This is a genomic window from Kosakonia sp. R1.Fl, from assembly GCF_023516815.1.
In the GTDB taxonomy this organism is placed as follows: domain Bacteria; phylum Pseudomonadota; class Gammaproteobacteria; order Enterobacterales; family Enterobacteriaceae; genus Kosakonia.
The window spans coordinates 4882626-4900545 of record NZ_JAMGSQ010000001.1 but is presented as its reverse complement, the minus strand read 5'-3'; the positions used below and the strand labels follow the sequence as shown (position 1 = coordinate 4900545).

Below are 17920 nucleotides of genomic sequence, written 5' to 3'. Positions count from 1 at the left end.
GCCGTTATACGTTGTTTACGCCTTGAGGAACCTGTGATGAGTGAGGCAGAAGCCCGCCCGACTAACTTTATTCGCCAGATCATTGATGAAGATCTGGCCAGTGGTAAGCACACTACCGTCCATACTCGTTTTCCGCCGGAGCCAAATGGTTATTTGCACATTGGCCACGCGAAATCGATCTGCCTGAACTTTGGTATCGCCCAGGATTACCAGGGGCAGTGCAACCTGCGTTTCGATGACACAAACCCTGCAAAAGAAGACATCGAATACGTTGAATCTATTAAGAATGACGTGCAATGGTTGGGCTTTCACTGGTCTGGCGATATCTGCTACTCCTCGGATTATTTCGACAAGCTGTACCAGTACGCGATTGAGCTTATCAACAAAGGTCTGGCCTACGTTGACGAGCTTTCCGCTGATGAGATCCGCGAATATCGCGGTACATTGACGGCACCGGGTAAGAACAGCCCGTATCGCGATCGCAGCGTGGAAGAGAACCTGGCGCTGTTTGAAAAGATGCGTGCGGGTGGCTTCGAAGAGGGTAAAGCGTGCCTGCGTGCGAAGATCGATATGGCGTCGCCGTTTATCGTGATGCGCGATCCGGTGCTGTATCGCATTAAATTCGCCGAACATCACCAGACCGGTAACAAGTGGTGCATCTACCCGATGTACGACTTTACCCACTGCATCAGCGATGCGCTGGAAGGCATTACTCATTCGCTGTGTACGCTGGAGTTCCAGGATAACCGCCGTCTGTATGACTGGGTGCTGGATAACATCACCATTCCGGTTCACCCGCGCCAGTACGAGTTTTCGCGCCTGAATCTGGAATACACTGTGATGTCCAAGCGCAAGCTGAACCTGCTGGTCACTGACAAGCATGTTGAAGGCTGGGACGATCCGCGTATGCCGACCATCTCCGGTCTGCGCCGCCGTGGTTACACCGCAGGCTCTATCCGCGAATTCTGCAAACGTATTGGTGTCACCAAACAGGACAACACCATTGAGATGGCGTCTCTGGAGTCCTGCATCCGTGAAGATCTGAATGAAAACGCACCGCGTGCAATGGCGGTTATCGATCCGGTGAAACTGGTTATCGAAAATTACCCGCAGGGCAGCAGCGAAATCGTCAGCATGCCGAACCATCCGAATAAACCGGAAATGGGCACGCGTGACGTGCCGTTTAGCGGTGAAATCTGGATCGATCGCGCAGATTTCCGCGAAGAAGCCAACAAACAGTACAAACGTCTGGTGCTGGGTAAAGAGGTTCGTCTGCGTAATGCTTACGTCATCAAAGCAGAACGCGTGGAGAAAGATGCTGACGGCAACATCACCACTATTTTCTGTTCTTACGATGCGGACACGCTGAGCAAAGATCCGGCCGATGGTCGCAAAGTGAAAGGGGTTATTCACTGGGTGAGCGCACAGCATGCGCTGCCGGTCGAAATCCGCCTTTACGATCGTCTGTTCAGCGTCCCGAATCCGGGAGCGGCCGAAGATTTCCTGTCGACCATCAACCCGGAATCGCTGGTTATTAAGCAAGGCTACGCCGAACCGTCATTGAAAGAAGCAGAGGCGGGCAAAGCTTACCAGTTCGAACGTGAAGGTTACTTCTGCCTCGATAGCCGTCATGCAACCGCTTCCAAACCGGTGTTCAACCGCACCGTGGGTCTGCGCGATACCTGGGCGAAAATCGGTGACTAAGTAAGTCAACCAGAAACAATTGGGTTTAAGCGCCGCTTTCAGCGGCGCTTTTTTTTGCTTATCCATTAGGTTGTTACACTTTATATACATTCGCGACGCGAATTAATGTGTCTTCTCATTGATGCGTTTATTGAACGCATGGAAATCATTTTTGTGGTTTTAAAAGTCGATTATAAAGTGTAATCGCTATCAATTAGTATTAATCTCTTTGTTTTTCCGGTTTTTATTTGCTTTTTTCCTGTTTTATGTAACATGTTTCAAAACACTACGGAATATGTGCTCTTCGTCATAATCCTGTCATTTTGCCGCTAAAAAACATTGATAATTCGCGTCGCGAAAAATAGTCTTAAGCCGGTAGTGAATTCGGGGGTTTTCGTAACTACCTAAACTATTTGACCTTTTTTCGTCATCTCCGGCGATTTTTTAATACGTCTAGAAGGAATCACACATGCGTACGTTTAGTGGCAAACGTAGTACGCTGGCGCTGGCAATCGCCGGTGTCACAGCAATGTCGGGCTGGGTTGTCTCTCCACAGGCTCATGCAGCAGGCTTTATCGATGATTCCACGCTCACCGGCGGTATCTATTACTGGCAGCGTGAACGTGACCGCAAAGATGTTCTGGAAGATAAATACAAAACCAACCTTTCCCACTCAACATGGAACGCGAACCTGGATTTCCAGTCCGGTTACGCCGCCGATATGTTTGGTCTGGATATTGCTGCCTTCACCGCCATCGAGATGGCGGAAAACGGTGACAGCGCGCACCCGAACGAAATCGCTTTCTCCTCCAGCAATAAAGCCTACAAAGAAGACTGGTCAGGTGATAAGAGCGGGGTCAGCCTGTATAAAGCCGCGGCGAAATTTAAATATGGCCCGGTATGGGCGCGTGCGGGTTACATCCAGCCAACCGGCCAGACGCTGTTAGCGCCGCACTGGAGCTTTATGCCAGGCACTTATCAGGGCGCTGAAGCCGGGGCGAATTTTGACTACAGCGATGCCGGGGCGTTGAGTTTCTCCTACATGTGGACCAACGAGTACAAATCGCCGTGGCATATCGAGATGGACAAGTTCTATCAAAACGATAAAAAAACCAAAGTTGATTACCTGCATTCGGTTGGCGCGAAATATGACTTTAAAAACGATCTGATCCTTGAAGCCGCATTTGGTCAGGCTCAGGGTTATGTCGATCAATATTTCGCAAAAGCCAGCTACAAATTCGATATTGCGGGCAGCCCGCTGAGCACCAGTTACCAGTTCTACGGCACGCGCGACAAAGTCAGTAATGGCGGCGTAAACGATATTTATGACGGCACGGCGTGGCTGCAGGCACTGACATTTGGCTACAAAGTGGGGCAGGTCGATCTGCGTCTGGAAGGAACGTGGGTAAAAGCGGATGGCCAGCAGGGCTACTTCCTGCAACGTATGACGCCGACTTATGCTTCATCCAACGGTCGGCTGGATATCTGGTGGGATAACCGCTCTGACTTTAACGCCAACGGTGAAAAAGCGGTGTTTTTCGGTGCGATGTACGACCTGAAAAACTGGAACCTGCCGGGCTGGACGGTGGGTGCGTCTTACGCTTACGCCTGGGATGCGAAACCCGCAGATATGGCAACGCCAGATGCCTATTACGATCCGAACTATCGCCTGAAAGAGTCTTCTTACAGCCTCGATGCGATTTACACCCTGCAGGAAGGGCGTGCGAAAGGCACGATGTTCAAATTGCACTTCACCCAGTACGACAACCATTCCGACATCCCGAGCTACAGCGGCGGTTATGGCAACATCTTCCAGGATGAGCGCGATGTGAAGTTTATGGTTATCGCACCGTTTACCATTTTCTGATGAGCGCATGCCGGGTTCGGCCCGGCAAACTACAAGGAATACGTAATGAAAACAGTTCGTTTAAGTATGCTCGCCAGTGCCGTACTGGCGATGCTGGGCAGCACTGCGGCGCTGGCGAATCAGAGTACCGTGGATGCTATCAGCCAGTTTCATCTTAACTATGCGGTGAAAGATAATTTCGCCGCGCAACACGGCGTTGACTGCGCGAAGCTCGGCGCCGATTGGGCCTCCTGCAACAAAGCGGTGATCACGCTGACCAATAATGGCGACGCGGTAACCGACAACGCGTGGGCCATCTATTTTCACAGCATTCGCCCGGTGCTGGAGGTAGCAAACAATCAGTTCAAAGTAACCCACATTATGGGCGACCTGCATAAGCTGGAACCGACCGACAAATTTACCGGTTTCCCGGCCAGGCAAGCGATAGAGATCCCGATTGTCAATGAATACTGGCAGTTGTTTATCACCGATGTGTTGCCGCGCTGGTACGTCACCGCTGACGGCGTGACGGCGAAAGTCATTGCCAATACGGATACGGAAGATTTATCCCGCTTCGTTACACCGCTTGATAATCAGTGGAAACGTACGCCGGACGACAAAAATATCCTGATGACTGCCGAGGCGCGCTTTGAGAAAAATAGCGATGTGAAAACGCTAAATCTCGCGTCGCTGCGTGGCCAAATTGTGCCAACGCCACAGCACGTTAACATCCACGGGCAGGATGTCGACCTGAGTAAGGGTGTGAAGCTGGATCTCTCAGCACTCAGTGCCGATGCTCAAGACGCGGTGAAATCGCGTTTTGCCTTGCTGGGGGTGAAAGAGGGCAGTTATCCGCTGCGGACTGAAATTGCCAGCAACGCCTTTAGCGGCGATGAGGCGGTTTCTGGCGCTTACCAGTTACATATTGGCGCGAAAGAAACCGTGGTGACCGGCTACGATCAGGCGGGCGTGTTCTACGGTCTGCAATCGCTGATGTCGCTCGTTCCTGCTACGGGCGAGATGAAGATTGCCGCGCTTGAAGCGAAAGATGCGCCGCGTTTTGACTATCGTGGCATTCAGCTGGATGTCGGTCGCAACTTCCACAGCAAAGCGGCGGTGCTGCGCCTGTTGGATCAGATGTCAGCGTACAAACTCAACAAATTCCATTTCCATCTCACGGATGATGAAGGCTGGCGCATTGAGATCCCCGGCCTGCCAGAACTGACCGATATAGGCAGTAAGCGTTGTCATGATTTGAGTGAGAAAACGTGCCTGTTGCCACAGCTGGGCTCCGGGCCGGACAGCAATAACAACGGCAGCGGCCACTTTAGCCGTGCGGATTATATTGAAATCCTCAAATATGCCAAAGCGCGGCAGATTGAAGTGATCCCGGAAATCGATATGCCAGCTCATGCACGTGCAGCGGTGATCTCAATGGAAGCGCGTTATGATCGCCTGATGAAAGCGGGCAAAGAGAAAGAGGCGAATCAATATCGTCTGCTGGATCCGACAGACACCTCGAACACCACCGGTGTGCAGTTCTATAACCGTACCGGCTATCTCAATCCGTGCCTTGATTCGTCGCGTAACTTTGTGGACAAAGTGATTGGCGAAATCCAGCAAATGCATAAAGAAGCCGGGCTGCCGCTGAATACCTGGCATTTTGGCGGTGACGAAGCGAAAAATATCTATCTGGGCGCAGGTTATACGGATCAGAAAAAACCGGAAGCGGGCAAAGGCATTATCGATCAGAGCAATCAGGATAAGCCATGGGCGAAATCGCAAGCCTGCCAGGCGATGATCAAAGAGGGCAAAGTTGCCGATGTTGAACATCTCTCCAGCTATTTCGGCGTGGAAGTCAGCAAGCTGGTGAAAGCGCACGGCATTGATACTATGCAGGCGTGGCAGGACGGTCTGAAAGATGCCAAAGACGCGTCGGTGTTCGCCACCGATCACGTCAATGTTAACTTCTGGGATACGCTCTACTGGGGCGGTTTTGACTCGGTGAATGACTGGGCGAACAAAGGCTTCCGTGTAGTCGTCTCCAACCCTGATTACGTGTATCTCGACTTCCCGAATGAGGTCAATCCGGCGGAAAGCGGCTACTACTGGGGCACGCGTTTTAGCGATGAACGTAAGATTTTCAGCTTCGCCCCGGACAACATGCCGCAGAACGCGGAAACCTCGCTCGATCGCGATGGCAACCCCTTTAGCGCGAAGTCCGACAAACCGTGGCCGGGCGCGTATGGTCTTTCCGCGCAGTTGTGGAGCGAGGTGGTGCGCACCGATAACCAGATGGAGTACATGATTTATCCGCGTATGGTTTCGGTGGCTGAACGTGCATGGCACCGCGCCAACTGGGAGCAGGATTACAAAGCCGGACGTGAATACAAAGGCGGCGTGACACATCTGGTGGATGTGAAAGCGCTGGAACGTGACTGGCAACGCTTTGCGAACCTGTTAGGGCATCGCGAACTGGCGAAACTGGATAAGGCTGGTGTTCATTACCGCCTGCCAGTACCGGGCGCGCGCGTGGTGGGTGGGAAACTTGAAGCCAATACCAGCTTCCCAGGCATGGTGGTTGAGTTCTCAACCGACGGCGGCAAAAACTGGCAGCGCTACGACGATAAAGCGCGTCCGCAAGTGAGCGGGGAAGTGCAGGTGCGCACTGCCAGCCCGGACGGCAAACGCTTTAGCCGTGTCGACAGCGTAAAAGCGTAATGTGAGGCAGTGATTAAACCCGGCGGCGCGAGCTTGCCGGGTTTTTTCTTTCAGAGCCGGTATTGCAGGCAAAAAAAAGCCAACCGTCAGGTTGGCTTTTTAGGCTTCAAAAGCTGTTATTTCGCGTCGTGCGCGTGTTCATCTTCGCGGCAGTCACCTTCGGCGCAGTGGCCGTAAAGGTAAAGACTGTGGTTAGTCAGGCGAATGCCGTGTTTCGCGGCGATTTCACGCTGACGCGCTTCAATGGAGTCATCACTGAATTCAATCACCTTGCCGCAATCGAGGCAGATCAGGTGATCGTGGTGATGTTGCTGAGTCAGTTCAAAAACGGACTTGCCGCCTTCGAAGTTATGACGGGTCACAATCCCGGCGTCGTCAAACTGGTTCAGTACACGGTAAACCGTTGCCAGCCCGATCTCTTCGCCCATGTCGATCAGTCGTTTGTATAAATCTTCCGCACTGACATGATGGTTATCCGGTTCCTGAAGCACTTCAAGGATTTTTAATCGAGGAAGCGTGACTTTCAGGCCGGCCTTCTTTAATGCGGTATTGTTGTCAGTCATGCGGAATCTGTCCTGTTGCTATACGATTCACTTCCTTAGCGGAAGTTATAAGGAATGCACCTGGGGTAATGCGTCTCATTATAGAACTGCCATGGCTGGATGAAAACTGCAAGCCCTCAAGTAAAGTAAGCTTATAAAACGTGGTGTCGCCAGCAAAGTCCTTTGCGACGGCACCCAGTTTAGCAGGGCTCATTGTACAGCGATGGAGAAAAAAGTTAAAAATTTGTAGCAATTATTTCCATTGCTTTTATCTATTAATACGGCGTAACCCACAGATTACGCCGTAAAAAATCAGGCGTTAATGATATCGTCCAGGTGCAGCTCTTCACGAACCTGTTTTACCCATTTCTGTACGCGTTCTGAGGTCATCTCGGGTTGACGGTCTTCGTCAATTGCCAGGCCAACGAAATGGTCGTCGTCCGCGAGACCTTTAGAGGCTTCAAAATGGTAGCCCGCCGTCGGCCAGTGACCAACGATGGTCGCGCCGCGCGGTTCGATGATATCGCGGATGGTGCCCAACGCATCGCAGAAATATTCCGCGTAATCTTCCTGGTCGCCACAGCCGAACAGCGCAACTAATTTACCGTTAAAGTCGATCTCTTCCAGCGTCGGGAAAAAGTCATCCCAGTCGCACTGCGCTTCACCATAGTACCAGGTAGGAATGCCGAGCAACAGAATGTCATACCCTTCGATATCTTCTTTGCTGCTCTTGGCAATGTCATGTACGTCGGCAACGTCTTTACCAAGCTGACTCTGAATCATTTTCGCGATGTTTTCGGTGTTACCGGTGTCGCTGCCGAAGAAAATGCCTGTAATTGCCATGAGTAAAATAACCTCTTGAAACTTAATGAGTATGGTGGTGGCGCTACGCCCACAGATAAGGGCAATCATAGCAGAACAGGGAAGCACGCGGAAACTGCTATCGCGTCGGACTGCACTGTATGACACATGAAAGTGTTATTTCGATGATGTTTCGGAGGATTCGCTAGCCGCGCAATGCCTTCAGCTGCGCCAGCAGCATCTCTTCGATAAGCTCGCTGCGACTCATATCACGCGCTTCCGCCAGCTCGTTTAACGCATCGACGGCTTCCACGTTGAGTTTTAATTCGACACGCTTAAGCCCACGAACTTTATCGCGTTTTAGCTGATTGCGTTTGTTGATGCGCAACTGTTCATCGCGCGAGAGCGGGTTTGTCTTCGGCCGTCCCGGGCGACGCTCATTCGCGAACAGATCTAGTGTCGTACGGTCCGTTTGTTCTTTAGCCATGGTCTAAGCATACTACGGGAAAAACAAGCAATCGGGCGGCGCGCCCGGGCTGAATAGCGCGCCATCATACATCAGCACAACGGACACGCCAACGACCGGGCGCGTTGAAACGACCAGTCGCCGCCTTTTTAATCAATTCGTCTTTTCAGCGAGATAACGACGGATAGCGCGCAAAACGGCGTCGGGTTTCTCGGCATGAACCCAATGGCCGGCTCCGGCAATAACATGCGCACGCGCCTGTGGGAACTGCGCCAGCAGCGTGTCACGGTAGGCTTCAGTGACGTAAGGGGAGTTTCCACCGCGAACAAACAGGGCCGGTTTGTCCCATGCCGGAACCGTTTCCCAGCCGACAATATGCGGGTATTGCTCCCATAACACCGGCACGTTGAAACGCCACGTGCCGTCGACAAAGGATTTCAGCAGGAACTGAATGACACCTTCTTCATTTATATGTTCACGCATCAGGGTTGCAGCTTGCTGACGAGTGGATGCTTCTGCATCACTGACCGCGTTGATGGCGGCAAAAATTTCGTCATGGCGGCGCACCTGGTAATCCACAGGCGCAATATCAATCGCCACCAGTTGATCAATTCGCTCCGGCGCGAGCGCTGTTAACGCCATCACGGCTTTACCGCCCATGGAGTGGCCAATAAAGGTCGCTTTGTCGAGCTGATGAGCGTCCAGTGTATCCAGCAGATCCTGCGCCATTGCCGGGTAGTTCATTTCTGAAGCACGTTCTGAAAGACCGTGGTTACGCATATCCACTTGCAACACATCATGATCCTGAACCAGCTCACGGGCGAGCACGCCAAGGTTATCGAGGCTACCAAAAAGACCGTGAACAAGGACGATCGGATAATTGTTGTGCGGATGTTGCGCAGTTTGCGCGCGCGTATTCAATTTCATGGCAAAGTTCTTTTTTTCACTGATTCGGGTTAGGTTATTATGTTGAACATTCTGCCGCCCGGCCGCAAGGTTAAGAATTACTCTTACTTTTGCCGCCATCCTGGTTTGACGCTATCCGCTGTTGAGATTTCACTTTATAATCCCAACACTTGTATTCAGATAAGATATCGCACTGGATTAAGATGAAAACGATCGAAGTTGATGATGAGCTCTACAGTTATATTGCCAGCCACACGAAGCACATTGGCGAGAGCGCATCCGACATTTTACGGCGCATGTTAAAATTTTCCGCCGTTCCTCAATCATCACAGCCTGCCGCTTCCCTCGCGCCGGTAAAAGAGACGCGTACTGTCAGCACCGTTGAAGGGGTTAAACCGACAAACACCGCCAAAGACAAAGTCCGTGCCGTTCGCGAGCTGCTTCTGTCTGATGAATACGCCGAGCAGAAAAAGGCGGTGAATCGTTTCCTGCTGGTGCTGTCTACACTCTACTTACTGGATGAAAAAGGGTTTACGGAATCCACCGAGTCTCTGCATGGGCGCACCCGCGTATACTTTGCCGCGAACGAGCAAACGCTTTTGCAAAACGGCAATCAAACCAAGCCGAAACAGGTGCCGAACACCCCTTACTGGGTCATCACCAACACCAATACGGGTCGTAAATGCAGCATGATCGAGCACATCATGCAATCAATGCAGTTCCCCGCGGAATTGATTGAAAAAGTTTGCGGCACAATTTAATCCTTGCATTGAAAGGACCAGGCAATGGCTAACCATCCGCGTGCGGGGCAACCTGCACAACAGAGCGATTTGATCAACGTCGCTCAGCTTACTGCGCAGTATTACGTGCTGAAACCGGAAGTCGGAAATTCAGAACATGCGGTGAAGTTCGGAACATCCGGCCACCGTGGCAGCGCAGGTCGCCACAGCTTCAACGAGCAACATATCCTCGCCATCGCTCAGGCTATCGCCGAAGAGCGTGCGAAAAACGGTATTACCGGCCCGTGCTATGTGGGTAAAGATACCCACGCGCTGTCTGAACCGGCGTTTATCTCTGTGCTGGAAGTGCTGGCAGCCAACGGTGTAGACATTATCGTGCAGGAAAATAACGGCTTTACGCCAACGCCTGCCATCTCAAACGCTATCCTGGTTCACAACAAAAACGGCGGCGCGCAGGCGGACGGTATCGTTATTACGCCGTCGCATAACCCACCGGAAGATGGTGGTATCAAATACAACCCACCGAACGGCGGCCCGGCGGACACTAACGTCACCAAAGTGGTGGAAGATCGCGCTAACGCACTGCTGGCAGACGGCCTGAAAGGCGTAAAACGCATTACGCTGGATGCCGCGCTGGCGTCCGGTCATGTGACGGAAAAAGATCTGGTACAGCCGTTTATTGAAGGGCTGGCGGATATCGTTGATATGGCGGCTATCCAGAAAGCGGGCCTGAAGCTGGGCGTCGACCCGCTGGGTGGCTCCGGTATCGAATACTGGAAACGCATTGCTGAGCACTACAAGCTGGATTTGACCATCGTTAACGATCAGGTCGATCAGACGTTCCGCTTTATGCATCTCGATAAAGATGGCGTTATCCGTATGGATTGCTCCTCCGAGTGCGCTATGGCGGGCTTGCTGGCGCTACGTGACAAATTCGATCTGGCCTTCGCCAACGATCCGGACTACGACCGTCACGGCATTGTTACACCGGCTGGCCTGATGAACCCGAACCACTACCTGGCAGTGGCGATCAATTACCTGTTCCAGCACCGTCCGCAGTGGGGCAAAGATGTTGCCGTCGGTAAGACGCTGGTTTCTTCGGCAATGATCGACCGCGTAGTGAATGACCTCGGTCGTAAGCTGGTGGAAGTCCCGGTCGGCTTTAAATGGTTTGTTGATGGTCTGCACGATGGCAGCTTCGGCTTCGGCGGCGAAGAGAGCGCGGGTGCTTCTTTCCTGCGTTTCGACGGCACACCGTGGTCAACGGATAAAGACGGTATCATCATGTGCCTGCTGGCTGCGGAAATCACCGCCGTCACCGGGAAAAACCCGCAGCAGCACTACGATGAGCTGGCAGAACGTTTCGGTGCGCCGAGCTACAACCGTTTGCAGGCTTCTGCCACTTCTGCACAGAAAGCGGCACTGTCTAAGCTTTCCCCGGAAATGGTTAGCGCCAGCACGCTCGCTGGTGATCCGATCACCGCGCGTCTTACCGCTGCACCGGGCAACGGCGCATCGATTGGTGGGTTGAAAGTGATGACCGACAACGGCTGGTTCGCCGCGCGTCCGTCAGGCACTGAAGACGCCTACAAAATCTACTGTGAAAGCTTCCTCGGTGCTGAACACCGTAAGCAGATCGAAAAAGAAGCGGTAGAGATTGTCAGCGAAGTGCTGAAAAACGCCTAAGCGCTGAAAAGAAAAGGCTCCCTCGGGAGCCTTTTTACAGCCTGTTAGCGATTACCCCAGCGCCACCATCAGCGCCCCGGCAGTGATCAGCGCGACACCCGCGCCAGAAATCAGAGAAACCTTCTCGCCAAACAGCACTACCGCCAGAATCACCGCAAATACCACGCTGAGCTTATCAATCGGCGCCACGCGCGACACATTCCCGGTTTTGATCGCCATAAAGTAGAACAGCCACGACAGCGCACCGGCCACGCCGCTTAGTACCACAAACAGCAGCGCTTTTTTATCGGCGAATACCGTCGAAATCAGCGACAGCTTGCCCTGAACCACCACCACGCCAAACAGAAAAATCGCCATCACCACCGCACGGATGGCGGTGGCGGTATTGGCATCAAGATGTTGTAAACCGATTTTGCCGAAAATGGCGACCAGCGCGGCGGTCAGCGCCGACAGCAAGGCATAAATTAACCAGGCACTCATAATTCCCCTCCCAAAAATCAGAAGGATACGCCGTCAGAGCATAAACCGGTAGCCGATACCTGTTTCCGTCAGTAAATGGCGAGGGCGCGCCGGATCGACCTCCAGCTTTTGCCGCAGATGCCCCATATAAATACGCAGGTAATGGCTGTGTTCCACAGCATTCGGGCCCCACACCTGGCTAAGCAGCTGGCGCTGCGTCAGGACTTTCCCGTGGTTATTGAGCAGCACCGCCAGCAGGCGAAACTCAATCGGCGTGAGATGAAGCTCTTCCTCACCGCGTTGAATGCGGCGGTTAGCCAGATCGACGCGGATATCCGAAAACGTGACCACCGGTTCATCGGGTGCGGTTGCGGCATGGCGGCGCAGCGCGACGCGCAGGCGCGCCTGCAATTCGCCAATGCCAAACGGCTTGCTGAGATAATCGTCGGCACCCGCATCCAGCGCGGCGATTTTGTCGCTCTCTTCTGTACGTGCGGAGAGCACAATCACTGGCATTTTGCTCCACTGGCGCAGATCACGAATAAAGTCGAGCCCGTCACCGTCCGGCAACCCTAAATCAAGGATCACCAGATCCGGCTTGCGGGTGGCGGCTTCAATTAACCCGCGCTGAAGTGTTTCTGCTTCATGGACGCGCAGCCCTTCGGCTTCCAGCGCGGTACGCAGAAAACGGCGGATAGCTTGTTCATCTTCAACAATCAGAACGTTGATCACAGATCCTCAGGTAATTCATCCAGTTGCGGCGGTGTTTCCCGTGGAAGTGTAACACAAAACAGCGCGCCGCCTTGTGGGCGGTTATGGGCGGCGATGGTGCCGCCATGCACCTCAACAATCGCCTGGCAAATCGCCAGCCCCAGCCCAACGCCGGGAATGGCAGACTCTTTGGTCCCGCGGGCGAATTTATCGAAAATCGCCGCTTCCTGACCTGCGGGGATCCCCGGCCCGTTATCCCAGACATCCAGCGTTAGCTGATCCGGTGTGCTGTGCGCGGTAATGCCGATTTCGGCGCGATGCCCGGCATATTTCACCGCATTTTCCAGCAGATTAATCAGCACGCGTTCAAACAATGGACCGTCAACATGTACCAGCATCAGCGGGTCGGGCAGGTTGAGCGCAATATGCTGGCCGCCAAGCCCTGGCTCCAGCGTTCGCAACGCGCTGCCAATCACTTCTTCGAGGGTCAGCCACTCTTTTTTCAGGTTAAAGCCGCCAGACTGGATGCGCGCCATATCCAGCAAATTGTTCACCAGCCGCGTGGTGTTCAGCACGTGCTGGCGGATTTCGTTGGCTTGCGGCGCATGTGCTGAACCTTCGCTCGCCAGATCCAGTGTGAGGATCTCCGCCTGACCAAACAGCACGGTCAGCGGCGTGCGCAGATCGTGAGACAGCGCCGCCAGCAGCGAGTTGCGAATGCTTTCGCGCTCGCTGGCAAGCCGCGCCTGCTCTTCGCTGGTGGCTAATGCCTGGCGCTCCAGCGCGCTGGCGACCAGCAGGGTGAAGGTTTCCAGCAGGCGCTGCTGTTCCGGGATCATTAACTGGCGCAGATTAGCCGGTTCAACAATCAACAAGCCATGGGTTTTTTGATCGCTTTTTAGCGGCAAAATTTGATACGGCACGCCGGGCAGCGTATCGGTGCCCGCACCGGCTGGCTGGCCTTTATCAAAACTCCAGCGGGCGATGGCGTCATCCCACGGCGTCATGCCGTGCGTCTGCGTCACGGCCGCTAACTGGCCGTGGCTGTCCGGCAGCAGCAGTTTGCTGCGCGCATTAAAAGTGGAGTGGATAAAGGTTTCGCTGGTCGCGGCGATATCCTGATTGCTACGCCCAACCGCCAGCGCTTTTGACATCTCATACAGATGGCGGGTGCGCTGCTCCCGGTAGCGCGCCACGCGCGCCTGGTAACGAACCCCCGCCGTCAGGTTACCAATCACCAGGCCTACCGTCAGCATTACGCCAAAGGTCAGCAGGTACTGCACATCGGACACCGCCAGCGTGCCTCGCGGGGCAATGAAAAAGAGATCGAAGCTGACAACGTTAATGACTGTGGCGAAAGCGGAGGGCCAGCGGCCAAAAAACAGCGCCACCAGCACCACGCCAAGCAGATAGATCATCACCAGGTTGGCGGCATCAAACGCCGTCAGCCACTGCATGGCAATTAACGTAATGGCGGCGCAAAGCGCAAGCGCGACAACGCAGCCTTTAAGCTGCACGCGAAAGCGATCCATAAACGGTCGCACATCCCCGGCGCGGGCGGGCAGGGGAGTTGGCGCATCTTCCAGCGCGATAATCACCAGGTCGAGATCCGGCGCGCGCCTGGCGAGCCTGTCGGCAAAGGATTCCCGGCTCCACCAGTGGCGTTTGTTGCGTCTGCCAATCAGAATTTTGCCGAGATTATGTTCGCGCGCGTAACGCAAAATGGCGCGGTCTTCCGCCGGATCGGAAAGGGTGGCGGTTTCTGCGCCCAGCTCCTGCGCCAGGCGCAGCGAACTTAAAATCGCCCGCCGCTGCGGCTCCGGCAGTTTATGCAACGTTGGGGTTTCGACATATACCGCATGCCAGGCGCTGCCGAGCTTGGCCGCCAGGCGTGCGGCAGTGCGGATCAGCTTCTCATTGCCTGCGCCGTGGCCGACGCAAAGCAAAATCGCATCGCGCGTGTGCCAGACTTTTTCTTCGCCCTGGCGGTCACGCCAGGCGCGCATTTGGTCATCCACGCGATCGGCTGTGCGGCGCAGCGCCAGTTCGCGCAGGGCAATCAGGTTGCCTTTACGGAAGAAGTGTTCAATCGCGCGTTCCGCCTGACCGCCAATATAGACTTTGCCTTCGTGCAGACGCTGGCGCAGATCATCCGGCGGTAAATCCACCAGCACCACTTCATCGGCGCTATCAAAGAAAGGATCCGGCACCGTTTCGCGCACCTGAATGCCAGTCACGCCGCTGACCACATCGTTCAGGCTTTCAAGGTGCTGAACGTTGACGGTGGTAAAAACATCAATTCCCGCTTCCAGCAGCTCTTCGACATCCTGCCAGCGTTTCGGATGGCGCGAGCCGGGCGCGTTACTGTGCGCCAGTTCGTCCATCAAAATAAGCGCCGGACGCCGCGCAAGGGCGGCGTCCAGATCAAACTCCTGAATTAAGCGTCCGCGATGGTGAATACGCCGGGCGGGCTGCGTTGCCAGCCCCTCCAGCAGCGCGGCGGTCTCTTTTCGGCCGTGGGTTTCCACGACGCCAATCAGAATATCCAGCCCTTGCGCCCGCAGTCGCTGTGCTTCCTGCAGCATCGCAAAGGTTTTCCCCACCCCGGCGCAGGCGCCAAAAAAGACTTTCAGCTTGCCCCGGTGCGCGGTAGCGGCATGCTCCAGCAGGCGGTCGGGATTGGGGCGCAAAGGCTCATCAGTCATGCTTTATTTGTCCTTGAGCGCATCCAGCGCCAGATTAAGTTCCACCACATTCACCACCGGTTGGCCGATAAAATTCACCAGCGGCGTTGAAGTGTGCTGTGCCACCAGTTTCGCCACCACCTGCACCGGTAGGTTACGCGCTTGCGCCACCCGCGGGATCTGCCATTCCGCAGCCTGCGGAGATAACTGCCCATCAAGGCCGCTGGCTGAAGTGGTAATGAGTTCTACTGGTACATGCGTATCCGCTTGCGGGTTGTCGGCCCGCAGTTGCGCGACGCGCTGCGCCACTTCTTTATCCAGCTCCGGGTTGCTGCCCGCCAGGTTACTGCCGCCGGACGCCATAGGATTATAAGGCGCGTCCGCCGTGGCGGAAGGGCGACCATGAAAATATCCCGGCTGGGTAAAATCCTGGCCTAACAGGCGAGAGCCACGCACGTTGTTGCCTTCACGGATAAGTGATCCATTGGCCTGATCGTGAAACCACCACTGCCCCAGCGCGGTAGTCAGCAGCGGATAAAGCCCGCCGGTAATCAGGGTAAAGAGTATCAAAAGCAGAAATGCGGGACGTAATAAAGCCATTTTTATCTTCCTCTTACACCAGGCCGAACAGCGTGAGAATAAGGTCGATCGCTTTGATGCCAATAAACGGCACGATCAAACCGCCCAGCCCGTAGATCCACAGGTTGCGACGCAGCATGGCAGAGGCGGTCAGCGGTTTGTAGCTCACCCCTTTCAATGCCAGCGGGATCAGAAACACAATCACCAGCGCGTTAAAAATAACGGCACTCAAAATCGCCGACGCCGGGGAGTGCAGGTGCATCACGTTGAGCATATTCAGTTGCGGATAGGTCGCCGCAAACGCTGCCGGGATAATGGCGAAGTACTTCGCCACATCGTTAGCGATACTGAAGGTGGTCAGCGAACCACGCGTCATCAGCATCTGTTTGCCGATATGCACCACTTCAATCAGCTTGGTGGGGTTGGAATCCAAATCCACCATGTTGCCCGCTTCTTTCGCCGCCTGCGTACCGGAGTTCATCGCGACCGCCACATCCGCCTGCGCCAGCGCGGGGGCGTCGTTAGTGCCATCGCCGGTCATCGCTACCAGCCGGCCTTCTGCCTGATACTGGCGGATCAGCGCCAGTTTGGCTTCCGGTGTCGCTTCGGCCAGAAAATCGTCGACACCCGCTTCAGCGGCAATCGCGGCGGCGGTCAGGCGGTTATCACCGGTGATCATCACCGTTTTAATACCCATTTTGCGTAACTGGGCAAAACGCTCTTTTATGCCGCCTTTGACGATATCTTTCAGCGCAATCACGCCCAGCACTTTTGCCCCTTCGGCAACCACCAGCGGCGTTGCGCCCTGGCGCGCCACGCGTTCGACCAGCGCTTCGACATCAGCCGGGAACTGACCGCCATTCGCTTCGATATGGCGGCGAATGGCATCGACGGAACCTTTGCGGATCATCCGGTCCTGCACGTTAATCCCGCTCATCCGGGTTTGTGCGGTGAACGGCACAAAAGTCGCTTGCAGACTCTGCATGTCGCGCTCGCGCAGGTTAAAGCGCTGTTTCGCCAAAATAACAATACTGCGGCCTTCCGGCGTTTCGTCCGCCAGCGAGGAGAGCTGCGCGGCATCGGCCAGCGTTTTTTCATCCACGCCCCGGGCGGGCAGGAAGTCTGACGCCTGGCGGTTACCCAGCGTGATGGTGCCGGTTTTATCCAGCAATAACACATCGACATCGCCCGCCGCTTCCACCGCGCGACCGCTGGTGGCAATCACGTTTGCCCCCAGCATGCGGCTCATCCCCGCGACGCCAATCGCGGAAAGCAGTCCGCCGATAGTGGTTGGGATCAGACACACCAGCAGGGCAACCAGCACGGTGACACTCACCGGCGTGCCGCCGTACACGGAGAAGGGCCATAGCGTTGCCGTTGCCAGCAGGAACACAATCGTCAGCGCCACCAGCAAAATGGTCAGCGCGATTTCGTTCGGCGTTTTACGCCGCTGCGCGCCTTCCACCATCGCGATCATGCGATCGAGGAAGGTTTCGCCAGGGTTAACGCTGCACTGGATCACCAGCCAGTCAGAGAGAATGCGTGTACCGCCGGTTACCGAGGCGAAATCGCCGCCGGACTCACGAATCACCGGTGCGGACTCCCCGGTAATCGCGCTCTCATCCACCGACGCGCCACCTTCGATCACTTCGCCATCGCAGGGGATAATGTCGCCTGCTTCCACCAGCACGATGTCGCCTTTGCGCAGATCTTCCGCCGGAATGTGGTCGATTTGCGCGTCATGCTGCGGGGCGCGAAGTTTGCGGGCAAACGCGGTCTTTTTCACCCCTTTCAGGCTGTTGGCCTGCGCTTTACTGCGGCCTTCGGCCAGCGCTTCGGCGAAGTTGGCGAACAGAACCGTCACCCACAGCCACACGCTGACTGCACCGGTGAACCACGCGCTGCCGTCGAGATGACCGGTCGCCATTGCCAGCGCCAGCAGGGTAGTTAACACGCTGCCAATCCAGACAATAAACATTACCGGGTTACGCCACTGCACATGCGGGCTTAACTTGGTCACGGAATCCATCAGCGCCTGGCGAACAAGATTCGGTTCGAAAAGCGCCAGTTGTTTACGACTCATATCACGCGTCTCC

Annotated in this window: 14 protein-coding genes; 5 read left to right on the top strand and 9 right to left on the bottom strand. The window is 54.9% G+C overall.

Annotation, left to right across the window (positions count from 1 at the left end):
- The first annotated feature begins 36 nt into the window (after window positions 1–36).
- From glnS to M8Q36_RS23240, 3 genes are all read left to right on the top strand, one after another.
- Window positions 37–1704 carry a glutamine--tRNA ligase gene (gene glnS / locus M8Q36_RS23250; protein WP_249882535.1) on the top strand — a complete coding sequence of 556 codons (1668 nt, stop codon included), beginning with the start codon at window positions 37–39 and terminating at the stop codon, window positions 1702–1704.
- Window positions 1705–2152: 448 nt separating this feature from the next.
- Window positions 2153–3550, top strand: a complete 1398-nt coding sequence (gene chiP / locus M8Q36_RS23245) for a chitoporin ChiP (protein WP_249882534.1) — start codon at window positions 2153–2155, stop codon at window positions 3548–3550.
- 45 nt (window positions 3551–3595) lie between these two features.
- Entirely contained in the window at window positions 3596–6250 is a 2655-nt protein-coding gene (locus M8Q36_RS23240) for a beta-N-acetylhexosaminidase (protein ID WP_249882533.1), read from the top strand.
- A gap of 116 nt (window positions 6251–6366) precedes the next feature.
- On the opposite strand, the gene fur is transcribed toward M8Q36_RS23240, so the two are convergent.
- The 4 genes from fur to ybfF all read right to left on the bottom strand — a co-directional run bounded on the left by fur (window position 6367) and on the right by ybfF (window position 8986).
- On the bottom strand, window positions 6367–6813 hold the full coding sequence (fur, locus tag M8Q36_RS23235) for a ferric iron uptake transcriptional regulator (protein WP_007373881.1): 447 nt from the start codon (window positions 6811–6813) through the stop codon (window positions 6367–6369).
- Between the two features lie 291 nt (window positions 6814–7104).
- Window positions 7105–7635, bottom strand: a complete 531-nt coding sequence (fldA, locus tag M8Q36_RS23230; RefSeq protein ID WP_170956365.1) for a flavodoxin FldA — start codon at window positions 7633–7635, stop codon at window positions 7105–7107.
- Between the two features lie 163 nt (window positions 7636–7798).
- Window positions 7799–8080, bottom strand: coding sequence for a LexA regulated protein (ybfE, locus tag M8Q36_RS23225; RefSeq protein WP_017455918.1), 282 nt, complete (start codon window positions 8078–8080; stop codon window positions 7799–7801).
- Between the two features lie 132 nt (window positions 8081–8212).
- Entirely contained in the window at window positions 8213–8986 is a 774-nt protein-coding gene (gene ybfF, locus M8Q36_RS23220; RefSeq protein ID WP_249882532.1) for an esterase, read from the bottom strand.
- 182 nt (window positions 8987–9168) lie between these two features.
- Between ybfF and seqA the strand changes: the two genes are divergently transcribed.
- The gene (seqA, locus tag M8Q36_RS23215) at window positions 9169–9726 is read left to right on the top strand and encodes a replication initiation negative regulator SeqA (RefSeq protein ID WP_065368992.1); all 558 of its coding nucleotides are present in this window, start codon (window positions 9169–9171) and stop codon (window positions 9724–9726) included.
- Window positions 9727–9750: 24 nt separating this feature from the next.
- Entirely contained in the window at window positions 9751–11391 is a 1641-nt protein-coding gene (gene pgm / locus M8Q36_RS23210; RefSeq protein WP_249882531.1) for a phosphoglucomutase (alpha-D-glucose-1,6-bisphosphate-dependent), read from the top strand.
- Window positions 11392–11442: 51 nt separating this feature from the next.
- Here pgm and M8Q36_RS23205 read toward each other — a convergent pair whose 3' ends face one another.
- From M8Q36_RS23205 to kdpB, 5 genes are read right to left on the bottom strand one after another with little or no spacing between them, the layout of a single operon-like run.
- Window positions 11443–11871, bottom strand: a complete 429-nt coding sequence (locus M8Q36_RS23205) for an EamA family transporter (RefSeq protein ID WP_249882530.1) — start codon at window positions 11869–11871, stop codon at window positions 11443–11445.
- A gap of 33 nt (window positions 11872–11904) precedes the next feature.
- On the bottom strand, window positions 11905–12582 hold the full coding sequence (kdpE, locus tag M8Q36_RS23200) for a two-component system response regulator KdpE (protein WP_249882529.1): 678 nt from the start codon (window positions 12580–12582) through the stop codon (window positions 11905–11907).
- Window positions 12579–15266: a two-component system sensor histidine kinase KdpD gene (gene kdpD / locus M8Q36_RS23195; RefSeq protein ID WP_249882528.1), complete on the bottom strand. Its 2688-nt coding sequence runs from the start codon at window positions 15264–15266 to the stop codon at window positions 12579–12581. Before kdpD ends, kdpE begins: the two co-directional genes overlap by 4 nt.
- Window positions 15267–15269: 3 nt before the next feature.
- Entirely contained in the window at window positions 15270–15845 is a 576-nt protein-coding gene (gene kdpC / locus M8Q36_RS23190) for a potassium-transporting ATPase subunit KdpC (RefSeq protein WP_249882527.1), read from the bottom strand.
- A gap of 13 nt (window positions 15846–15858) precedes the next feature.
- Complete coding sequence (gene kdpB / locus M8Q36_RS23185; protein ID WP_249882526.1) at window positions 15859–17907, bottom strand: potassium-transporting ATPase subunit KdpB; 2049 nt, start codon at window positions 17905–17907, stop codon at window positions 15859–15861.
- Between the last annotated feature and the right edge of the window lie 13 nt (window positions 17908–17920).